Here is a 20632-nt window from a genome sequence, read left to right as displayed (position 1 = left end):
AATAATCTATATTTAGACGAAGTCGTAATACCGGCAGGGTTGGTTTTTGTTAATCAATATTATAAGCGATGATTTAGTGGCTATTTCGGTTAACCACATAGACAAATACACCATTAGGCGTTACGATAATCGCATCTGCCCGTCATCCTGTTGCATAGGGACCATTAGGCGGATGGTTAAATGCGCCTGTTGTGGGATCAACATTATAAAGCTGTGAACTTTCAAACCAAAAAAATCGATAGGCAAATTATCCATTAGGGTGAATCCAATAACTACAGGGCCGAATTAGGCGTTAGAATTCCTGTGGCTTGGTGGCACTTCGGCAGAAACCTGTTGCCAAATAAATAACAATAATCTTATTAACCCTTTGTTAAACATAATAAAAGCCCATTATTTCATGTTGTTTGGGTGATGAAGGACTGTCACAAAGGAATAAAGTAAAGATAAAATATAATCATAAAGTGCATGAATATTAATGATTATTTCAATTTTTTATTAGTGGAATTTGAATTAAATGTAACAAATATCGTGCATCACACTGTTTATTTTGTTATTATACTGAGCAAATTTTATATAGCTTGGCCTTTTTAGGCTATGCATTACACGATTAGGAAGTTTATGATTCAAGATATACCAAACTTTGCCTCCTTTAATTTTTCAGATGCTATAAATAAGGCACTGGAGGATATGAAGTTTACTACACCATCACCCATTCAAGCTCAAACTATTCCACTTTTGTTGGAAGGAAAAGATATTATTGCCCTGGCGCAAACCGGGACAGGTAAGACAGCGGCTTTCGCATTACCAATTTTACAAAGCTTATCTCCAAGCACTCAAGGTACCCAAGCGTTAATTTTAGCGCCTACTCGCGAATTAGCGATTCAGGTTGCTGAACAATTCGAATTATTAAGTGCCAGACAACGTGGGGTGACTGTTGCTACCCTATGTGGTGGACAAGAGTATGGCCGTCAGTTAAAACAATTGCGTTCAGGTGCACAAGTGGTTGTTGGTACGCCAGGTCGTATTTTAGATCATATTGATAAAGGCACCTTGGTTTTAAATAACTTACGTACCTTCATCCTTGATGAAGCGGACGAAATGTTACGTATGGGATTCATTGAAGATATTGAAACCATTATGGCAAAACTCCCAGAGCAAAAACAAATTGGGTTGTTTTCTGCAACAATGCCACACCGCATTCGCCAAATTGCCAATACTTATTTGCAAAACTCTGTATCCGTTGAAATTCGTTCAGAAACTGCAACGGTAAAAAGCATCGAACAACGTTTCTTGTTTGCTGCGGGTTATCAAAAACCAGATGCATTATCCCGTATCCTGGCGGTTGAGGAATATCAAGGGGTAATTATCTTCGTGCGTACAAAAAGCAGCACTGAAGAAGTTGCCGAATTACTGCAGCAGCAAGGTTTACGCGCTATGGCTATTCATGGTGATATTACTCAAGCCTTACGTGAGCGTATTATTTCTCAGTTCCGTCAAGGTGCAATCGATATTTTAGTAGCTACTGACGTTGCTGCACGTGGTTTAGATGTTGAGCGTGTTACTCACGTAATTAACTACGATTTGCCGCATGATAACGAGACTTACGTTCACCGTATTGGTCGAACTGGCCGAGCAGGACGTTCTGGTGTTGCTATTTTGTTTGTTACACCAAAAGAATCACGTTTAATCAACAGTGTGGAACGACATACACGCCAGCGCATTACGAAAGTAACGGTGCCAAATGATCATATGATTCAAGTTGCACGACAACAGCGTTTTATGGCAAATATCACTGCGCGTTTAGAGAGTGAACATTTGCATGCATACAAAAAGATTGTTGAAGAGTACGTTAAAGAACACGATGTCTCTGCTGTTGATGTTGCCGCTACTTTAGCCTTGTTAATTCATAAAGATCAGTCATGGCATCAAAAAGAACAAACACCACCTAAAGCTGCTCGTCCTGAAAGAGAAGGGCGTGGAGAACGAGGATCTCGATTTGACCGTGAGCGTTCATCTTCACGTTCCGATGATCGACGCTCCAATGACCGCAAAGGTTTTGGTGATGCAGGTGGTCGCAAGAAGTTTAATGAGGAAGGCGGCGCTGAGCAGGATTTATTCCGCATTGACGTGGGTAAAGTCCACGGTGTAAAACCTGGCAATATTGTCGGTGCAATTGCGAATGAAGCAGGCTTACAAAGTCGTCATATTACAGGTCTTAAAATTCATGATGATCACTCTACTGTTCGCTTACCAAAAGGTATGTCTAAAGAAGTAGTGAGTGATTTAACCAAAGCATGGGTTTGTGGCCGTCAGTTAAAATTAACTTTAATTAGTAGTGGCGCCTAATTAGCTATAGAATGACTCTTCTCCTGTAACTAGGAGAAGAGTTTTTTCTATTTTGCTGCAAAATAAAGTGTTGCAGCCGCTGCCAGTGATGCAGTGAGAATAAAACCTGCCGTAGTAGTTTCAGGAGTAAAAAATTTATAGGGATGGGCTGTTGGTTTCTCTGTAACTGGATTACTGTCTTCCGTGCCAATCTTATCAAACTTTATTTGCGCAATCTGATTTTTAATCGAGCTAATTCTTTGCTTCGGGATACCATTAGATGTTATGAAGCTGAAATAGTCTTTTTCAAATAGAGCGATTGCCGCATCAATTTGTTGAGGATTTATGGTGGTATCTTGGCTAAAGGAACAGATAGTGAGGAATAGGCTTTCCGAATAGGCCGCACTCACTTGCAGTAATTCCTGCGCCTCCCAATGTTGCGCATCAGCGATTTTAGAGTTGAGTTGATAACGAGGATTATGTGGATCGTTTTGAGTAAATGCATGAATTGCATCAGTTAATTTAGTTTCACAAGAAAGAATCTTCTGGAGCAGATTGAGGGTTTTTTCGATGAACTCTTGTTCAAATAGGGTCATTTAAGATCTCCTTACCGTAAAAGAATTACTATAGGAATCTTTAGAAATTAGGGCAAGAAGAGAAGCATAGGGTATTTCCTTATGGATGAAGATGTGTTCTTATGTTGGGCTCAGAGGTATTGGGGATTGATAATGCAAATTAAATAAACAAAAAGATTATTTAATGATATAATTATCGATAAATTTTGTTTTTAAAAACAATCAATTATAATTAAGGGTATACATGAGACTGTTAGCAACTTTAGCTGCTTTTTTATTTTCTGGAATTGTTCTAGCAACACCTCTCCATAATATAGTTGTCTTTGGTGATAGCTTGTCGGATAACGGCAATCTCTATGAATTCATGAATCATCAATTGCCTCCATCTCCTCCTTATTTTAAGGGTCGTTTTTCTAATGGGCCTGTATGGATAGAACATTTAGCTGCTGCTTATTTTCCTAAGGATCCTGGAGCGCATTTATTAGATTATGCTTATGGTGGTGCAGGTGTTTCTTCAGATGAAGATGATGATGATGTATTGTTTACATTAAGAAGAGAAGTCAAAGATTATCTCGCAGCACATCAAAATAAGGCAAGTGTCGATAGTCTTTATGTGGTGTGGATTGGTTCCAATAATTATTTAGCATTGCCTACCGAGGTTGAGAAAACTTTACGTGATGTTAATGATGGAATTACCGAGAGCTTACAACGCCTGGCGGATCGTGGCGCAAAACATATTTTAGTTGTTAACATTCCTGACTTAGGAAGCACTCCGGCGGCTATTGAGTTTGAAGCGATTGATACTATGTCTTATTTCTCGCAAGAACATAACTCCTTATTAAATAACACCCTAGCGAATTTAAAACAGAAGTATCCAGATGTTGAATGGCTGTTTTTCGATATGAACCAATCCTTTAATGATGTTGTTGCTAATCCTCAAGTGTATGGATTTAATAATATTAATGGATCGTGTATTGATTTAATGAACGATAATTTCGCTAAAAAGTCAGTACTCAATCTGGTTCGAGCAGTGAAGCCGCAACAGATAAAAAGGGATGCGTGTGATGGTTATTTATTTTTTGACTTAGTACATCCAACGGCAGTGGCTCATGAATTGTTAGCTGATAAAGCTAAAAAAGCACTGGATGAAGCGGGTGTTACATTTAAAGAAGAATAGAACAAAAATGTAGCCACTATTAGTTGCTGCCTAATACCGGATCGCCCTTGAACTAGGCCCCGATCCCGTATTACGCTATGCTAATACGGGCTACACATTTTTTCAGGGACGATATGGATTACATTTTAAGAATAGTTTTAACATTTTTCCTCATTATATCCACTGCTCAAGCAGAGCCGTTGGAAGTAAAGCTTAATGGCAAGAGCATTAAGTTGCCTTATTGGTCCGCCTTAAAAGATCCGCATGGTGCCATTGTGGTTATTCATGGTGGTGAACAAGCACAGTGGTCCGATTTTTTAGAGTTCGCGGCAAAACATTTATCAGATTATGGCTGGTCAACGGTATTGTTGAACTGTGAGCAAGGCAACACCGAACCTTGGGTCAAAGCACTTCCAGAAGCAATCAATACCTTGCGTCAGCAAAAAAATAATCGCATTGTGGTGATTCATTACGGAGATCAAGTCGGGCAAACCCTCGCGGCTTTTGATAAACAGGGGGGAATTGAAGGTTTGGTTTTACTTTCTGCATATGATTTAACAAAAGCTGAGGCTAAAAAAGACGAGAAAAAAATTGAGATAAAAGTTCCGTTATTCGATATTGCTGGTCAGTTTGACTATGCGGAAGTCCTTGACCAAATGAAGGAACGTCAACGAGAGTTTGCACAAAATAAATATACCTCTATGCAAATACCTGGTGCCAATCATGACTATGAATACAATCAGCCTATGGTGGTATCATTTATCAGCGGTTGGATGCAAAAACTAAATGAAAATAAGCCTAAGCCACCACCAGTACTAGTCTCTTATGTCGCCTCCATATCAGCTCTCATTCCTAAAGAAGAGGTGGCTTTGCAGGAAGAATCTGAAGATTGGGCGGGTTACAATAATGATCCTCCTGCGCCCACACAAGAGATCATTATAGAGAAAAGTTACTAGGTGTAGCCTGATTGCTTACAATGACGAAACTTCCATACCCTGTAACCATCTTTCAAGGCAGGCCGTAGGAGGATATGCGGCCTAAGTCACCATCCCTTACTTTCACAAATCAACTCATAAGCCTTCACAATTTTCTGCGTCTTTTCATTTGCAACTTTAATCATCTCTTGAGGCAAGCCTTGAGCAATTAGTTTATCAGGGTGATTACGGCTTAATAAACGACGATAGGCCCGCTTAACCTCTTGTTTGCTGGCGCTAGGCGATACTTCCATCAAGGCATAAGCAGAGTCCAAATTTGATTTTGAAGGTTTATAGTTGTATCTGCTGTATGAGGAATAAGAGTCAGATGAAGACTGCTGGTTTTCTTGTTGCTTATGATTAGAGCCAAAATCTTCATAAAAGCGGTATTGCTGATGAAAAGGCATAAAACCCAAATGAGAGAAAATAATATCCAAGGTCTGGATTTTTCGAGTAGTCATACCATCAATTTGTGCGGCCTGATATTGAATGTCTATAAAGACTTTCAATAAATCACGATTATCATTGCAGGCTTGGCGTAGTCTTACCAGTACACTAATGAGATCAAAGTTAGGTCCTTTGCCCTCATTAAATAAACGCATGGCGAGTATTTTTTGTTGTTGGCCCAAATGCATTTCATTCATAATTGAACGGGCCATGTCCAGTTCTTCTTCGCTAACCCTGCCATCTGCTTTTGCCAGATAGCCCATAATGGAGAAGGTTGCCTCAAAAAACATGGTTTGCACATTGCCGCGCTTTTCCGTCAAATACAATAAGAGTGGATTAGAAAAATGACTCGCTAGTCCTCGGTCAAAGATATTTCCTACTAAAATACCAAAGATTGCCCCTGTGGGACCTGCGGATAAAAATCCAAAGAAGGCACCGAGGAGTTTTCCCCACCAAGTACTAATTGTAAAAAATTCCTTAAAATTCATTATAGAGAATTACCTTAAAATTAATGTCAGTTCTACTGTATATAAGGGTGCGGCGTTCATCTACAATAGTCTTATCGCTTTATACCACATTTTAAGTATATACTGTCGGCTTTTAGGTTTGGCTTTATATGCGATTTTTTTACTCTTTTTTAATGTATTTACTTACACCATTTATTGTAGCTCGTTTATGGTGGAAAGGGCGTCGCTTACCAGCCTATAGAGAACGTATTGCGGAGCGCTTTTGTTTCGGAGTCAAAGAACACCAACCAGTTGATGTGTGGGTACATGCTGTTTCTTTGGGGGAGGTAATCGCAGCGATTCCTTTGATTGATGCCCTGTTAGAAAGAAATTGGTCTGTATTCGTTACGACCATGACACCGACTGGTTCTGGTCGTGTGCAAAGTCATTATGGCAATCGGGTAGGGCATCAGTATGTGCCTTATGAATTGCCACGAATTCTTAAACGTTTTTTCAAACAAATTAAACCACGAGTTGGTTTGATTATGGAAACGGAGCTATGGCCCAATTTAATTTATGAAGCACGTGCGGCCAATATACCTTTATTACTTGCTAATGCACGTTTATCCGAGGGCTCAACCCAAGGCTATAAAAAGATTAAGTTTATTATAAAACCGCTGCTTAATCGCTTTTCGGCTATTTTGCCGCAGGGTGTAGAGGATGCTCAACGTTTTATTGCTTTAGGAGCACTACCTGAACGGGTGTGTGTTTTGGGGAATATAAAATATGATTTAAAAACGCATAGTACTGACCAACAAAAATTTAATGAGTTAAAGAGTCATTGGGGAGCCGAACGAATAGCGGTTATTGCCGCCAGCACCCATGATAATGAAGAGTCACAGATTATTGCCCAGCTACGACGTTTGCAAGTAGCGATCCCTGGGATAGTGCTCTTGATTGCACCACGACATCCAGAGCGCTTTCAAGAAGTGTATCAACAATGTGTTCATGCAGGATTTAACACTGGCTTACGCTCAAAGCTTGCATCTTTAAGTACGGACAATGAAATTGTGGTACTGGATAGCTTAGGCGAGCTTTTAGGCATGTATCAGATTAGTGATTATGCATTCGTAGGGGGCAGCCTTGTTCCGGTTGGTGGTCATAATGTACTTGAGCCAATCGCAATGAATGTTCCGGTTATTAGCGGTTCTCATGTCCATAATTTTAAGTTAATTTGCCATGAATTAGAAAAGGCAAAGGCAATTGTCTTGGTGCAACAGGCTAATGAAGTGATCGATGTATTGATTAAGTTGCATAGTGATCCTTCTTACCGCCAACAACTGATTAATAATGCCAGCACAGTGTTTGAAAAAAACAAGGGTGCAGTACTGCGTCATATGCAACAAATAGAAAGCTTATTATAAATACCCATGAAGCAGCCCATATGAGCTGCAACTAACATGGGCTCTGTGAATCTTTTAAAAATTCAGCCCCTGCCATTGCGGGGTTCAAGTGCTAACAGCACTTGCAGCGCCTCGTTTTCAGCAGACTCCGCATCGTCTTCAATTGTGTTGTCTGTATTATAGTCAGAGCTCAGCTGAATGGTTAATAACGCATTGGGGGATTCAGGAACATTAAAACCGATTGCTGTCGATTCATCAAAGGGCCAGGATTTTTCGAACTATTGATGTGCAATAAGTTCATGAATGAAATAATATGTGGGATATAGTCCAGATTTTTTAATGGATTCATAAGATATTCTTATTTATGTTTCATCGTTGGTAAGCCTAGACAAAAAGAGAGGGTTATAGGTTTTCTTAATTTAAGTAAATATTAATATAACATGAACTTTTGATGACTTTAGACATATAGCTAGTATGCAAAGAAATCGTAATCAGGGATAAGGAGCACAAAATAATCATACTAGGGTGAACTAATATGAGTTAGCTAAGGATGATGATAATTACAATACTTGGGTGGGGCAGTCCGCGACATGGTTCGCGGACGCTTGGAATGAAACGGGATTAAGAACCCTGATTTTGCCTTTCTTTGATTTCAGACAAGGTTTTGCAGTCGATGCATAGTGTAGCGGTTGGTCTCGCCTCTAAGCGCTTAAGGCCTATTTCTATACCACATGCTTCGCAATAACCGAAATCATCATTTCTTAAACGTTCCAACGCATCTTCAATTTTCTTAATGAGTTTGCGCTCGCGGTCACGAGTACGTAATTCAATGCTGAACTCTTCTTCTTGACTCGCTCTGTCAGATGGATCTGGGAAGTTAGCAGCCTCATCTTTCATATGAGTAACCGTACGATCTACTTCTTCCATTAATGATTGACGCCACGCTAGCAAAATCTTTTCAAGATGGGCTAGCTGCTTTTCATTCATATACTCTTCGCCCTCACTTTCAATGTAAGGAGAAATTCCCATGCTACCTATCGTGTCATTTTTCACGTTGTATAGTCTCTCATTATTTTTATCAATTAATTGTTCGGTCATATTTGCCTCCATTCCACTGTCCACTGGTTTTATTAATAATAGCAAACCAACAGAGACGATTTTTATTTGTTGGGCTCTTTTCAGAAGGCGGTAGGTATACCAAAAAACTGTTGTATCATCAACAACATTTATCGCCAACCGCCACTTACTCTGTCATGACCCTGTAAATCTTTCCAGCACTGTACGTTTTTGTAGCCTAGTTCATTAAGTATAGCTCTAACTTTTAACTTTTGATCATACCCATGTTCCAGTAAAATCAGGCCATTAGGTAAAAGATAATCATAACCTTGCTCAATAATCAAGTGTAGATCCGCTAATCCATCTCGACCACTCGCTAAAGCACTGCGGGGTTCAAAGCGTAAATCACCTTCTTGTAGGTGTGGATCTTGCTCAGCAATATAGGGTGGGTTAGAAATAATGGCATGATATTGTCGCTTGGGAAGGGCGCTGTACCAATTTGAATGATAGAAGCTTATATTGCGCACATGATTAAGTTGTGCATTTTCTTGAGCAACTTGCAAAGCTTCCTGGCTAAAATCACAAGCAACAACATTCCAGTTTGGCCTTTCTTTCGCCATAGCAATGGCGATGGCTCCGCTTCCTGTTCCTAGTTCAAGGATACATGCTTCGCTATCTTGGGGTATTTTTTCTAAAGCTAATTCAACTAATAATTCGGTTTCATGGCGCGGGATCAACGTATGCGCATTAACTTTTAAATGCAGTGACCAAAACTCGCGTTCACCCGTAATGTAGGCAATAGGAATACCTTGAGCGCGCTGCACCAAGAAGCTTTGATACCGTTCATAGTGCTCTGTACTCAGTAATTCTTCCGGATGAGCAAACAAATACGCTCTGTTTTTACCTAAGACATAACAGAGTAAAATCTCAGCCTCTAACTCTGGGTTATTACCCAAAGCTGTGCGTATGCTAATCATTGCGTCCCAACTCAGCGAGGAGCTCTGCATGATATTCACGTTGTAATGCATCAATAACTAAAGATAAATTTCCTTCCATTACATCGCCCAGTTGATAAATGGTCAGATTAATACGGTGATCCGTCAGGCGGCCTTGAGGGTAATTGTAGGTGCGAATGCGCTCGGAGCGATCGCCAGTACCAACAAGTGATTTGCGTGTTTGTGCCTGTTCTTGTCGTTGTTTGCTTTGCTCGGCATCTAATAGGCGTGTTTTTAACAAAGACATCGCTTTAGCTCGGTTCTTATGTTGTGAGCGCTCATCCTGACATTCAACAACAACACCTGTAGGAATATGGGTAATACGGATGGCGGAATCAGTTTTGTTAACGTGCTGACCTCCAGCTCCTGATGAGCGGTAGGTATCAATGCGTAAATCATCGGCATTGATTTGGATTTCATCAATTTCGTCCACTTCCGGCATAACCGCTACCGTACATGCAGATGTATGCACACGACCTTGGGACTCCGTTTCCGGAACTCGTTGTACACGGTGGGCTCCTGATTCGAATTTAAGTTGAGAGTAAACGGCTGTACCGCTGATGCGGGCAATAATTTCTTTGTAGCCCCCATGTTCTCCATGACTGGCACTGATTAGTTCCAGTTGCCAACCGCGATTTTCAGCATAGCGGCTGTACATACGATAGAGATCACCGGCAAAGATTGCGGCTTCATCACCCCCTGTCCCCGCCCGTACTTCAAGGTAAATATTACGCTCATCATCAGGGTCTTTAGGAATCAAATGCCATTGCAGTTGCTCATCCAATTCTTCAATTTGCCTTTTGGCATCATCAAGTTCTTCTTCAGCCATCGCCGCAAGCTCTTGATCTCCTCCATCCAGCATTTCCTGTAAAGAGGCCCAATTATCTTGGGCCGCAATATAGGTTTCGTAGCAATTGGCTACAGGCTCTAACTGGGCATATTCTTTGGATAAGGCTTTAAACTGATTCTGATCTGCAATCACGGAGGCTTCAGATAATAATCGTTCCACTTCTTGGAAGCGTTCCAGCATTTGTTGCAGTTTTAACTCAAGAGATTTCTTCATAAGATGATTGATAAGTTGTTGTATTAAAGAGGTATTGCGCTAGAACAAACAAATCTTCACGCCCGTCACGAGCTATTTGTTTTAAGCCGGTAGTAGGGGTATGCGTTAATTTATTAACTAGGCGCTCGCTAAATTCATTTAAAACGGTCTGGTGGCACTGTCCTGCAGAAAGTTTTTTTAAGGCACGCTGTAATTCTTTTTGAGCCAGGTGTTGCATGTGCAAACGATAATCACAAATCACTTTTTTGGCTTTAAGAGAGCGTTGCTTGCGTAAGTAATTATTTAATTCTTCTTCGATTAACTGCTCTGCATGCAAGGCTGCTTGGCGTCGCTCTTCCATGCCTTGTTCGATTTTATTTTTTAAGTCGTCAACATTATACAAATATACCTGCTCGAGCTCAGTAATATTGGCTTCAATATTACGGGGTACGGCCAAGTCTAAAAAGAACGTGGGGGAGGATGCTTTTTGTTGCAAGGCATGTGCAACCAAATCTTTGTTAATAAATGGAATAGGGCAAGCCGTTGCGGTGATAACTACATCAACTTCAGGCAAATGTTGCGCCAGGTTACTGATGGGAATCGTTTTGCCCCCAAAGGTCTGGGCCAGTTTCTCAGCATTTTCCTGAGTACGGTTGGCAATTAGAAAATGATGTACGCCTTGTTGATGTAAATATTTAGCAACGAGGGCTGCAGTGTCTCCAGAGCCAATGAGTAAAATACGTAATGATTTGTATTCGGCGAAAAATTGGCCGATTTGCTGCACCGCTGCATAGGCTACAGAAACCGGATTAATGCCGACACCACTTAAGGTTCTAATTCGTTTTGAAGCATTAAAAATATATTCAAAAATAGAGCGCAATTGCGATTTTATCGCACCCAGTTGATTGGCATGTTGATAGGCTTGTTTCATTTGCCCAAAAATTTGCGGCTCACCGATCATCATGGAATCTAAGCCAATGGCTACTCGCAACGCATGTTTAATGCCCTGTTTGCCTTTATGAATATACAAATAAGGAGTTAATTCTTCAGGAGTGAGCTGATGCTCGCGGGCTAACCACTCAGTAAGTACGTGGGGATCTTGGGTCTCGCAGTAAATTTCAGTACGATTACAGGTCGATAAGATCGTTGCCTCACTTACTTCAGGAAGCCTGATTAAGCTGTTCAGTAATGAATCTTGGGTAGCCGGAGATAGCGCAACTTTTTCACGCACGTTTATTGGAGCAGTTTTATGATTGAGTCCGCAAGCAACAAACACCATAGAAATATGAATTAGTCTATATTTAAAGTAATCGGGGGATTGTAAACGATTAGTCACTAAATTTGTAGGGTTTAACAACAATTCTGCTGTAAAGGCTGCAATTAATTGTGTTTCATTCGAGCAACCGGTTGCGATAAAAAGGATATTAGAAAATGCTTTGTAAAATTAAAGTACAAAATTATTTGGCCGCTAACATACAGTAGAATGCTTTTGCACTAAAGGTGCTAACTGATGGGGAGATTGGTCATGGATATAATCCTTCAAGGTGAACATAGCGGCGATGAGGCAGCACAAAGTTTAGAGCGCGTTTTGCAACTCTTTAAAGAGCGCTATCATATTGCTGGCTTTCGCGAAATTCATCTAACGGTAACATTAATCGATGAGCAGGGTGATGATGTGGAGTTGGTGGATAGTGAATCCAATCAGGCTTACCGTGTTTTTGAGGTGTTTCGTCAAGGATATGAATTGGGTAAGAAAGGAACGCCCATGTTGCAATTAGTGGTTGATAATACAAATAAAGACTTAGGCGAAGGCCAGCATTAGAAACGAAGCGCCCATCATGGAGAACCTTCTGTTCGTAATGGCGGGCGCTTGTGGCTGTTTTGAATCTGAGAAGATACTTAGGTCCTCTGAAATTAATCTGGAATAGGAGTTAATTATGTTTTTGGCGATTATTGCCATAATCCTTACCTTACTTTTAGTCATAGGTATTCATGAGGCGGGGCACGCCTTAGTTGCTCGTTATTTTCAGGTTAAAATTAAAAAAATTTCCATTGGCTTTGGTAAACCCTTATTGCGTTGGCAAAGTGGTAGCGGATGTGAATGGGTTTGGGCCATGTTTCCTTTAGGTGGTTATGTGCAATTAGAAAACACGCGCATTAGCCCTGTGGAGCCCTCCGAATATTCAGGTTGTTTTGATAAAAAACCAGTTTGGCAACGAGTTCTTATTTTATTGGCCGGAGCCGTAGCGAATCTAATTACCGCATGGATTGCGCTGGTCTTGGTTTATAGCATTGGCCTTACTTATACTTTGCCACAAGTTAAAACCGTACAACCGAATAGCATAGCTGCTCAAGCAGGAGTTGCGGTTGGCGATCAATTTGTCTCGATTGCCAATAAGCCAACACCTACATGGAATGATGTTGGCATGCACATGGTTATCCTGTGGGGACAAACAGATATCCCTATGGTTTTAAGACATGGCAATGAATTAAAAAATGTAACCATCAATTTAAGTCAGGTAAGTTTTCGTGGCCCTAAGTTGAATTTGTTAAGTCAGTTGGGTATAGAGGCTAATCTTTCTGCACCTCGCGATACCTTGCGTGCTCCTTCTTTGGGGGCGGCAATGCAGCAAGCAAATGCAGTAATAGCAAGTATGTTGTATTTTTTCTTAATGATTTTCAAACAGCTCTTTACCGGCGTCATTCCCTTCTCAATGCTGCTTGGACCTTTGAGTGTTTTTGCTGCGTCAGTTGCGTCATTAACGCAAGGAATAGTGGTCTTTATGTACTTCATTGCTACGTTAAGCTTAGCCGTTGCCTTAGTTAATCTCTTTCCTATTCCTGGTTTGGATGGTGGCTCTATTGTTTATGCCCTGCTGGAGAAAATTCGCGGCAAGTCAATCTCGGTGGCCATGGAGTTGCTAGTGCATCGCTTGGTATTTATTGTGTTTTGCGTAATGCTGGTGCATTTGTTGATGAATGATTTACAAAGAATTTAACCTCAGGAACCGTAGCCCGTATTTGCATCGCATAATACGGGTGCAACGCTGTGTTTCCGGCACGAAGTTTAGACGACCTCTATCCATAAGTTTTTTGGCAAATAATTCAGCCTCCTCTGCGACGCGAAGATTACTGTTGATTTCCATTAGCCACCGTCCGCGCACAACACCATAAATCCACCCGTTCCACTCCGGCCTTTTTAAGCGTTAACGCCAGTTCATTAGCAGTGGAGCCCGTCGTAAGTAAGTCATCAATTAAAGCAACATGCTGAAAGGGCAGCTTCTTGCTAATAAACGCATTGCGTAAGTTCTTCTGCCTTTGCTCTTTATCTAGACTAGCCTGCGGTGCCGTATTAAGCACTTTCTGACAACTGGCAAAATCGTAGGGAAGCCCCAATTTTTTCGCTAGGTCACGTGCCAAAATTGCTGCATGATTGAATCCTCGCTGTCTTATTTTCCGTGCATGCATTGGGACGGGAATGAGGCATTGGGGCAGATTATCGGCAGGTATGCCGTTCAATATTAAATGACTTAAAAAGGAATGAAGATAAAGCCCATTATGGTATTTAAATTGGTGAAGTAAGCCACGTAAAGGTTCTTCAAATTTATAGCGAACGTACGCATGGGCAAATTGCGGGGGGTTTTTAATACAGCCACCACATATTAATGAGCCGCCATCAGCTAAAGGACTTGCACAATGCTGGCATGCCAGGTCTAATTGGGACATGAACTCAATACAAGGTTCACAGACAGCATGATTACTTTTATGAAATTGACTGCAAAGTGTGCATATAGAGGGCAAACGCAAACTCTGTGTTACAATAAATAGTTTCTGGCGCACGCGTGTTGGATTCCATTTTATATTGAATAATTTTCCTGGTTCTCATAATGACCCGTACACATGAAATTAGCAAGGCATTTAACCAACATGCCGCAGAGTATGAGCATGCTGCGAAAGTCCAGCATGAAATTGGTACTCGTTTATTAGAGCGACTCCACTATTTAAAAATCGCTCCCCAGCGCATTCTTGATTTGGGCTGTGGCACGGGTGTTTTTTCACGCGAATTAGCACAAATGTATCCTAAAGCGCAGATCGTGGGTTTGGATTTGGCGCACGCCATGTTAGTACAAGCACAGAAAAAACACAGCTGGAGACGTAAATGGCCGTTAGTAAGTGCTGATATGAAGCAGCTCCCTTTTGCGACTGGAGCTTTTGATTTAGTTTTTGCAAATCAGGTAATTCATTGGGGTGAGTCTTTAGAGTTTGTTTTTCGCGAGTTGAATCGGGTAATGAAGCCCAATGCTTGTCTTATGTTCACCACTTTAGGCCCGGATACCTTTAAAGAATTAAAATATGCTTGGTCTGGAGCGAATGACTATGCGCATGTGAATGAATTTCCTGACATGCATGATGTAGGTGATTGCCTCATGGCCGAGTATTTCTTGGAGCCGGTAATGGATATGGAGTTGCTGGCTGTTCATTATGAGTCTCTGTCTAAACTGGTGCGTTCTTTAAAAGCCCAAGGTGTAAAAAATGTAAATTCAGGGCGCAATCAAGGTTTAACCGGCCGAGATTCGTGGAAAAAATTCGAACAAAACTATAGTTCCTTGCAAACAGAAAGCGGGCGGTACCCCTTAACATATGAGGTGGTATATGGGCATGCATGGAAGGGAGAAAAGCGAAAGACGGAACAGGGAATTGAGACCTTAATTCCTATTTCACAAATCATAAGAGCTAAGCGCTGATAATTGCTCCGCTCGAAGAGCTCCTCTCCTTGAAAAAAAACATGCAACTTAATGAATGCTATGATATTTTCAAGGATATTCTTTGGTGAAGGGAGTCACAATGTCTACGCAAAAATTACACGCTGGTGAACGCAAAATCATCTTCCTTGCTTCTTTAGGCGGCGCTCTGGAGTTCTATGATTTCATCATTTATGTTATTTTTGCCCAGACCATTAGCCAGATTTTTTTTCCTGAAACGGACAAGCTGGCTTCGTTAATGAAAGTATATGCAATTTTTGCGATTGGTTATTTAATTCGTCCTTTAGGAGGAATAGCCTTTAGTCATTTTGGTGACAAATACGGTCGCAAGAAAACGTTTATTTATTCTGTGGCATTGATGGCTGTACCTACGGTGATTATTGGACTTCTGCCTACTTACCAGCATGTGGGAGTGTGGGCAAGTATCTTACTCGTGCTGATGCGTATTTTGCAGGGCCTTTCCATCGGTGGTGAAATACCCGGAGCTATTACTTTTACCTGTGAACATGTAAATCCACGCTCTCGAGGTTTGGCCTGTGGAATCATCTTTTGTTTTCTCAATTTAGGTATTTTTTTAGGTGCAGCAATTAGTTTGCTGTTAACTAATTTGTTAACAAAAGGACAACTATTATCTTTTGGGTGGCGTATACCCTTTATTATTGGTGGTTTGCTTGGAGTATTTAGTTTTTACATTCGTAAGCAAATGACTGAAAGCCCTTTATTTATGGTATTTAAAGAGCGGCAGGAGCGAGAGCGCATCCCCTTTATGGAGGCTGTTACGCATTACTGGCGACAAATAATACAAGGAGTGGGTATCACCTGCCTTGGTTCTGTTGTTATCAATTTATTATTTTTATACATGCCCACCTATCTTTCCACAATTCTTGCCTACCCTAAAGAAGAGGCAATCCTGTTTAATACGATAAGCTTATTTTTCTATTCATGCTTGCTGGTTTTCTTTTGCTGGCTTGCGGATCGCGTTGGACGAAAAGCGGTATTATTGACTGGGGCAATCGGTTTTATTTTATTTGGTTATATTTTGTTTGCCATTTTATCGATGCAAACAACTCAGGCATTGGTTGGTGCCTTGGCTATCTTAGCTATTTTAAGTAGTTCGATTATGGTATATCCCAGCTTGTTGGTAGAGCTTTTTCCAACCTCCATTCGTTATACGGGGATTGCGATTTCCTATAACATTGCCTTTGCTTTCTTTGGAGGCTTAACTCCCTTGATTGTAACTTATTTAGTGGGGGTTTCTTCCAATGTACTGGCCCCAAGCTTTTACCTCATAGGCAGTGCCATATTGTGTACGATCGCTGCCATCACCATTAAACAGCTCTATGCTGATGGAGCAGAGCGTAATGCGCCCAACTTATGTCTTACCACTGATTCGAATAATCACTAGGTAATGATTGCAGATTTTGTTCTATGGTGTTGACCGTTCCAGGATCATTTTTACGTAGGGTTCCTCTCATTAATGGATCTTTGGAATTAACATAATAGATGTTTTTATAAGGGGAAGAGTAGGCTGTGGTGGGGTTTGCGTCAGTGTAACTCGTTGTATCAGCTACTACATAAGTTTTTTTACCAGAGTCGATTACAAAACCATTTGAATCGGTGGTGGCGCAGTTGGTGAGTAACAGCATGATTCCCAAACCGGCACAAGTGAGTTTCGTCTTTCTCATACAATGCTCCTAAAAGACATGCTCATGATTGTATAATTATAGTACAGGTGCTTTGTTCCGGTTGGTGCCCCGCACTCTTTATGCTATAACTTAAAAAATTCAGGATGAGCTACCTAAGGAGTATAAATGAGCGATCTCATTACTAAAGCTCAATTATCGGATTCAAAAGATTGCCCCGAGTTTTCCGCCAAACCAGTCCATCAAATGATTAAAACACGCCAGGCTTTATTAGGAGAAAAATTAGTAATCAGTCGTGCTTTACCTACGCGTGAACGCCGGATGATTGGGGCTTGGTGCTTTCTTGATCATTTCGGGCCTTTATTCTTGCAGCAAGGGCATGAGTTTGATGTCGCGCCGCACCCGCATATTGGTTTACAAACCTTTACTTGGATAATGGATGGAGAAATACTGCATCAGGATAGTTTGGGTTCCAAACAGCTGATCAAAGCAGGGCAAGTGAATTTGATGACGGCAGGGCGAGGCATTGCACATTCCGAAGAGTCGATTCATTCAGGAGGAGCCTTGCAGGGAGTCCAGTTATGGATTGCATTGCCTGATTCAGTAAGGCATATGGAGCCTGATTTTAAGCATTATTCCGAGGTGCCTGTAATCGAACATGCAGGCTTAGTGATTGACCTGATGGTTGGTGAGTTATTGGGGGTTAAAGCTCCGGTTTCTGTCTATTCGCCGCTGATTGGATTGGATATTAATACCACCACCAAGTCCGTACACACGCAACTGCCCCTAAACCCCAGTTTTGAATATGGGATTTTGCCGCTAGAGGGGGAGATTAATATTGAAGGAACCTTAATTGATCCCACTAAACTACTTTATCTTGGTTGTGGGCGTTCTGAACTAGAGCTTAATATCCCTCAAAAGACCCGTTTTTTATTGATTGGTGGAGAACCTTTTAACGAAGAAATCCTCATTTGGTGGAATTTTGTTGCGCGTAGCAAACAAGAAATCATTGAGGCTACCAATAACTGGAATAATCATACTTATTTTGCCGAAGTGCAGGGGTATGTAGGGAAGCGGACTTCCGCACCGATAATGCCTTAATTTTGTTTACTCAGCTTGACGTCATCCCTAACGTCTTGAGGGATGACCTTCGTCAGCAATAGCCATTTTTTCCAAATTACTACGAGCTTGCAACATGCAAGTTAAAGAAATTAAATCAGCCGCTTTATCCCCAAACAATTGAAGCTCATCAAAGGCTATTTGGTAATGCTTATTTATTTCACCCTCTAATTCCTTTTGATTATATAACGAGGCAAATGTAATTTTATCATTAGCCAGATCAGAAGAGCGTCCTTTACCTAAAAGATCTGTGGGGCCATAGCGATCCAGATAATCATCTTGTAATTGGAATACAAGTCCAATGTGACGCGCATAGGATCTTAATGCTGCTTTACTTTGCTCGCTCGTAGCATCATGCGCAGCTAACACCATTTCAATACAGGCAGAAATAAGCCGGCCAGTTTTCAGATGATGTATTTCACAAAGGAGTTCTTCACTAATCGATGATTTGCCCAATTCGGATAGATCCAGGCTTTGTCCACTAACCATTCCTGAAACCCCACTGGCTCGCACTAATTCTTGAGTGATGGCTATCACTTGAGCCGGAGCGAGGAGTGGGGATAAATGAGAAAGCAGCACTTCAATTGCCAGCGCTTGCATGCCATCGCCCACTAAAATGGCAGTAGCCTCATCAAAAGCTTTATGACAGCTAGGCTTTCCACGACGAAAATCATCGTTATCCATTGCGGGTAAATCATCATGAATTAAAGAATAACAATGAGTTAATTCTACTGCGGCGGCAATGACATCCAGAACCTTGAGATCTAGATTAATTAAGCTACCCGTTAAATAGACCAGAATGGGTCTGATTCTTTTTCCACCTGGAAAAAGAGAATAGGTCATTGCAGTATAAATTTGCTCCGCAGGTATCGATACTTCTTGGGTAATCTGTGAAAGAAATTGTTCTTGGCGCTCGAGATAGGTTTTAATCACTTAATTCGTCATCCGAAAAGGGTTCTGCAGAGGATTGTGCAGTAGTTAGTATTTCAATTTTTTGCTCAGCTTGCTGTAATACATCCTGACAGCGTCTGGCTAAGCTGATTCCCTTTTCAAATTGTTTTAGCGAGTCCTCAAGAGTTAATTCCCCTTTTTCCAGCTGTCTAACAATTTCCTCTAATTCCCCTATAGACTGCTCAAAGTGGATGTCTTTGCTCATAGACTTTGCCCTGTTTGTGCAAAAAGTTGTAATTATACATTGAGATGTTTTCCGGATTCAATCATTAAATTAAAACTCAAGCCAGCTTGGGGCAGAGCGTCAATCTACTGGGAATTTTTAAAGAGTTCGGCTATGATGCCAGCACATTAATCAAGGTCCTCAACTATGAAAACCAAAACCCAATTTGTATGCAATCAATGCGCCGCAGTCTTTAAGCAATGGGCAGGGCAATGCACGCAATGTGGGGCATGGAATTCAGTCTCTGAAGAGGGCATTGTCCCTGTCAGTCGCAATCCAAGAGGGGGCTCCTGGGTTAATCAGCGTTCGGTCATTACTGCTGTAGAAGACGTGGTAATGGATAAAGAAGTTCGTATGGATTGTGGTTTATCCGAATTAAATCGTGTCTTAGGTGGTGGCCTTGTTTATGGCTCGGTGGTGCTTATTGGCGGTGATCCTGGAATTGGAAAATCGACTTTATTGCTGCAAACTTTAGCAAATCTTTCCATACAAGAAACCGTATTATATGTTACCGGTGAAGAATCTTTGCAACAGGTTGCCATGCGTGCCAAGCGTTTAAGCCTTCCTTTAGCAGGTTTAAGGCTTTTAGCGGAAACCCAGGTGGAATCAATTATTGCTCACGCGCAAAAAGAAAATCCCAAGATTATTGTGATTGATTCCATCCAGACTATTTTTACCGAAAATATTAGCTCAGCTCCCGGAGGAGTCAGTCAGGTACGGGAATCTGCCGCGCAATTAGTTCGTTTTGCCAAAATGACTCAAACAGCAGTCTTTCTAGTGGGTCATGTTACCAAAGAGGGAGCTTTAGCTGGTCCACGAGTTTTAGAGCACATGGTTGATAGTGTCTTATATTTTGAAGGGCAAAGTGACAGTCGTTTTCGCGTCATCCGTGCTATTAAAAATCGTTTTGGAGCAGTCAACGAGTTAGGCGTATTTGCTATGACTGATAAGGGCTTGAAAGAAGTTGCTAACCCCTCAGCCATTTTTTTATCGCGCCAGCCTGAGCCCACACCAGGTAGTGCGGTGATGGTCACGTGGGAAGGATCACGTCCCATGCTTGTTGAAGTACAAGCTTTGGTCGATGAAGCGCATGGCCAACAATCCAAGCGGGTCACTGTGGGTCTTGAGCATAACCGCTTGGCTATTTTGCTGGCGGTTTTACATCGTCATGGCGGCATTGCAACCTATGACCAAGACATTTTTATCAATGTGGTAGGGGGGGTTAAAGTTACGGAAACAGGCTCTGATTTAGCGCTTCTTGCCGCAGTAGTTTCCAGTTTGCGCAATCGAGTTTTTGATAGCGAAACCATTATTTTTGGCGAGGTCGGTTTAGCGGGTGAAATTAGACCGGTACAAAGTGGTCAAGAGCGACTCAAAGAAGCGGCTAAACATGGTTTTAAGCGTGCCATTGTTCCTTTTGCTAATGCTCCGAAACAACAGAATGACTCCATGGTGATTGAACCAGTCAAATATTTACATGAAGTTTTAGAAAAAATGTGATTATACAATAGAAG

20 protein-coding genes are annotated in these 20632 nt (G+C 41.3%); 10 read left to right on the top strand and 10 right to left on the bottom strand.

The genetic code is table 11. The features are described 5' to 3' along the window. The first annotated feature begins 618 nt into the window (after positions 1-618). Positions 619-2346 carry a DEAD/DEAH box helicase gene (locus ACD661_RS14885; protein WP_400188658.1) on the top strand — a complete coding sequence of 576 codons (1728 nt, stop codon included), beginning with the start codon at positions 619-621 and terminating at the stop codon, positions 2344-2346. A 47-nt stretch (positions 2347-2393) separates the two neighbouring features. On the opposite strand, the gene ACD661_RS14880 is transcribed toward ACD661_RS14885, so the two are convergent. Continuing rightward, positions 2394-2921, bottom strand: a complete 528-nt coding sequence (locus ACD661_RS14880) for a hypothetical protein (protein ID WP_400188657.1) — start codon at positions 2919-2921, stop codon at positions 2394-2396. 223 nt (positions 2922-3144) lie between these two features. Here ACD661_RS14880 and plaA point away from each other — a divergent pair, with 223 nt between their 5' ends. Both plaA and ACD661_RS14870 read left to right on the top strand, forming a co-directional pair. Next, a complete protein-coding gene (gene plaA / locus ACD661_RS14875) occupies positions 3145-4077 on the top strand; it encodes a GDSL family lysophospholipase PlaA (RefSeq protein ID WP_400188656.1) in 933 nt (310 codons plus the stop codon). Between the two features lie 113 nt (positions 4078-4190). Further along, complete coding sequence (locus ACD661_RS14870) at positions 4191-5012, top strand: alpha/beta hydrolase (protein ID WP_400188655.1); 822 nt, start codon at positions 4191-4193, stop codon at positions 5010-5012. A gap of 86 nt (positions 5013-5098) precedes the next feature. On the opposite strand, the gene djlA is transcribed toward ACD661_RS14870, so the two are convergent. Beyond that, a complete protein-coding gene (gene djlA, locus ACD661_RS14865) occupies positions 5099-5965 on the bottom strand; it encodes a co-chaperone DjlA (RefSeq protein ID WP_400188654.1) in 867 nt (288 codons plus the stop codon). A 128-nt stretch (positions 5966-6093) separates the two neighbouring features. Between djlA and waaA the strand changes: the two genes are divergently transcribed. Beyond that, positions 6094-7347: a lipid IV(A) 3-deoxy-D-manno-octulosonic acid transferase gene (gene waaA / locus ACD661_RS14860; RefSeq protein WP_400188653.1), complete on the top strand. Its 1254-nt coding sequence runs from the start codon at positions 6094-6096 to the stop codon at positions 7345-7347. 600 nt (positions 7348-7947) lie between these two features. Here the strand turns inward: waaA and dksA are convergent. The 4 genes from dksA to hemA all read right to left on the bottom strand — a co-directional run bounded on the left by dksA (position 7948) and on the right by hemA (position 11698). After that, positions 7948-8424: an RNA polymerase-binding protein DksA gene (gene dksA / locus ACD661_RS14855; protein WP_058533559.1), complete on the bottom strand. Its 477-nt coding sequence runs from the start codon at positions 8422-8424 to the stop codon at positions 7948-7950. Between the two features lie 128 nt (positions 8425-8552). After that, positions 8553-9359 carry a peptide chain release factor N(5)-glutamine methyltransferase gene (gene prmC, locus ACD661_RS14850; protein ID WP_400188652.1) on the bottom strand — a complete coding sequence of 269 codons (807 nt, stop codon included), beginning with the start codon at positions 9357-9359 and terminating at the stop codon, positions 8553-8555. Further along, positions 9352-10440, bottom strand: coding sequence for a peptide chain release factor 1 (prfA, locus tag ACD661_RS14845; RefSeq protein WP_400188651.1), 1089 nt, complete (start codon positions 10438-10440; stop codon positions 9352-9354). The genes prmC and prfA overlap by 8 nt, the downstream gene beginning before the upstream one ends. After that, positions 10424-11698, bottom strand: a complete 1275-nt coding sequence (hemA, locus tag ACD661_RS14840; RefSeq protein WP_400188675.1) for a glutamyl-tRNA reductase — start codon at positions 11696-11698, stop codon at positions 10424-10426. The genes prfA and hemA overlap by 17 nt, the downstream gene beginning before the upstream one ends. Positions 11699-11944: 246 nt before the next feature. Between hemA and ACD661_RS14835 the strand changes: the two genes are divergently transcribed. Beyond that, entirely contained in the window at positions 11945-12241 is a 297-nt protein-coding gene (locus tag ACD661_RS14835) for a hypothetical protein (protein ID WP_400188650.1), read from the top strand. Positions 12242-12356: 115 nt separating this feature from the next. Beyond that, positions 12357-13418: a M50 family metallopeptidase gene (locus ACD661_RS14830; protein WP_400188649.1), complete on the top strand. Its 1062-nt coding sequence runs from the start codon at positions 12357-12359 to the stop codon at positions 13416-13418. A 130-nt stretch (positions 13419-13548) separates the two neighbouring features. Here ACD661_RS14830 and ACD661_RS14825 read toward each other — a convergent pair whose 3' ends face one another. Next, positions 13549-14145, bottom strand: a complete 597-nt coding sequence (locus tag ACD661_RS14825; RefSeq protein ID WP_400188648.1) for a ComF family protein — start codon at positions 14143-14145, stop codon at positions 13549-13551. A 161-nt stretch (positions 14146-14306) separates the two neighbouring features. Here ACD661_RS14825 and bioC point away from each other — a divergent pair, with 161 nt between their 5' ends. Both bioC and ACD661_RS14815 read left to right on the top strand, forming a co-directional pair. Further along, positions 14307-15164: a malonyl-ACP O-methyltransferase BioC gene (bioC, locus tag ACD661_RS14820; protein ID WP_400188647.1), complete on the top strand. Its 858-nt coding sequence runs from the start codon at positions 14307-14309 to the stop codon at positions 15162-15164. A gap of 100 nt (positions 15165-15264) precedes the next feature. Next, on the top strand, positions 15265-16587 hold the full coding sequence (locus ACD661_RS14815; RefSeq protein ID WP_400188646.1) for an MFS transporter: 1323 nt from the start codon (positions 15265-15267) through the stop codon (positions 16585-16587). Here ACD661_RS14815 and ACD661_RS14810 read toward each other — a convergent pair. Beyond that, complete coding sequence (locus ACD661_RS14810) at positions 16562-16867, bottom strand: hypothetical protein (RefSeq protein ID WP_400188645.1); 306 nt, start codon at positions 16865-16867, stop codon at positions 16562-16564. The two genes, ACD661_RS14815 and ACD661_RS14810, sit on opposite strands and share 26 nt — an antisense overlap. A 126-nt stretch (positions 16868-16993) precedes the next feature. On the opposite strand from ACD661_RS14810, the gene ACD661_RS14805 reads away from it, so the two are divergent. Beyond that, complete coding sequence (locus ACD661_RS14805; RefSeq protein ID WP_400188644.1) at positions 16994-17926, top strand: pirin family protein; 933 nt, start codon at positions 16994-16996, stop codon at positions 17924-17926. Positions 17927-17953: 27 nt separating this feature from the next. Here the strand turns inward: ACD661_RS14805 and ACD661_RS14800 are convergent, their stop codons facing one another. After that, positions 17954-18877: a polyprenyl synthetase family protein gene (locus ACD661_RS14800; RefSeq protein ID WP_400188643.1), complete on the bottom strand. Its 924-nt coding sequence runs from the start codon at positions 18875-18877 to the stop codon at positions 17954-17956. Next, positions 18870-19100, bottom strand: coding sequence for an exodeoxyribonuclease VII small subunit (locus ACD661_RS14795; RefSeq protein ID WP_400188642.1), 231 nt, complete (start codon positions 19098-19100; stop codon positions 18870-18872). Before ACD661_RS14795 ends, ACD661_RS14800 begins: the two co-directional genes overlap by 8 nt. A gap of 165 nt (positions 19101-19265) precedes the next feature. On the opposite strand from ACD661_RS14795, the gene radA reads away from it, so the two are divergent. Further along, positions 19266-20618 carry a DNA repair protein RadA gene (radA, locus tag ACD661_RS14790; RefSeq protein WP_400188641.1) on the top strand — a complete coding sequence of 451 codons (1353 nt, stop codon included), beginning with the start codon at positions 19266-19268 and terminating at the stop codon, positions 20616-20618. The last annotated feature ends 14 nt before the right edge of the window (positions 20619-20632 follow it).

This window comes from Legionella lytica, assembly GCF_044626755.1.
GTDB lineage: Bacteria > Pseudomonadota > Gammaproteobacteria > Legionellales > Legionellaceae > Legionella > Legionella lytica_A.
This window is presented reverse-complemented; position numbering and strand designations above follow the sequence as displayed.

Excerpts from the sequence above, each read along its gene's own strand:
- radA (WP_400188641.1), top strand. The coding sequence starts at position 19,266 with ATGAAAACCAAAACCCAATTTGTATGCAATCAATGCGCCGCAGTCTTT.
- prfA (WP_400188651.1), bottom strand. The coding sequence starts at position 10,440 with ATGAAGAAATCTCTTGAGTTAAAACTGCAACAAATGCTGGAACGCTTC.
- dksA (WP_058533559.1), bottom strand. The coding sequence starts at position 8,424 with ATGACCGAACAATTAATTGATAAAAATAATGAGAGACTATACAACGTG.
- ACD661_RS14815 (WP_400188646.1), top strand. The coding sequence starts at position 15,265 with ATGTCTACGCAAAAATTACACGCTGGTGAACGCAAAATCATCTTCCTT.
- ACD661_RS14830 (WP_400188649.1), top strand. The coding sequence starts at position 12,357 with ATGTTTTTGGCGATTATTGCCATAATCCTTACCTTACTTTTAGTCATA.
- ACD661_RS14885 (WP_400188658.1), top strand. The coding sequence starts at position 619 with ATGATTCAAGATATACCAAACTTTGCCTCCTTTAATTTTTCAGATGCT.
- waaA (WP_400188653.1), top strand. The coding sequence starts at position 6,094 with ATGCGATTTTTTTACTCTTTTTTAATGTATTTACTTACACCATTTATT.
- ACD661_RS14805 (WP_400188644.1), top strand. The coding sequence starts at position 16,994 with ATGAGCGATCTCATTACTAAAGCTCAATTATCGGATTCAAAAGATTGC.
- ACD661_RS14870 (WP_400188655.1), top strand. The coding sequence starts at position 4,191 with ATGGATTACATTTTAAGAATAGTTTTAACATTTTTCCTCATTATATCC.
- ACD661_RS14835 (WP_400188650.1), top strand. The coding sequence starts at position 11,945 with ATGGATATAATCCTTCAAGGTGAACATAGCGGCGATGAGGCAGCACAA.
- ACD661_RS14810 (WP_400188645.1), bottom strand. The coding sequence starts at position 16,867 with ATGAGAAAGACGAAACTCACTTGTGCCGGTTTGGGAATCATGCTGTTA.
- prmC (WP_400188652.1), bottom strand. The coding sequence starts at position 9,359 with ATGATTAGCATACGCACAGCTTTGGGTAATAACCCAGAGTTAGAGGCT.
- plaA (WP_400188656.1), top strand. The coding sequence starts at position 3,145 with ATGAGACTGTTAGCAACTTTAGCTGCTTTTTTATTTTCTGGAATTGTT.
- ACD661_RS14880 (WP_400188657.1), bottom strand. The coding sequence starts at position 2,921 with ATGACCCTATTTGAACAAGAGTTCATCGAAAAAACCCTCAATCTGCTC.
- ACD661_RS14825 (WP_400188648.1), bottom strand. The coding sequence starts at position 14,145 with ATGTCCCAATTAGACCTGGCATGCCAGCATTGTGCAAGTCCTTTAGCT.
- hemA (WP_400188675.1), bottom strand. The coding sequence starts at position 11,698 with ATGGTGTTTGTTGCTTGCGGACTCAATCATAAAACTGCTCCAATAAAC.
- djlA (WP_400188654.1), bottom strand. The coding sequence starts at position 5,965 with ATGAATTTTAAGGAATTTTTTACAATTAGTACTTGGTGGGGAAAACTC.
- ACD661_RS14795 (WP_400188642.1), bottom strand. The coding sequence starts at position 19,100 with ATGAGCAAAGACATCCACTTTGAGCAGTCTATAGGGGAATTAGAGGAA.
- bioC (WP_400188647.1), top strand. The coding sequence starts at position 14,307 with ATGACCCGTACACATGAAATTAGCAAGGCATTTAACCAACATGCCGCA.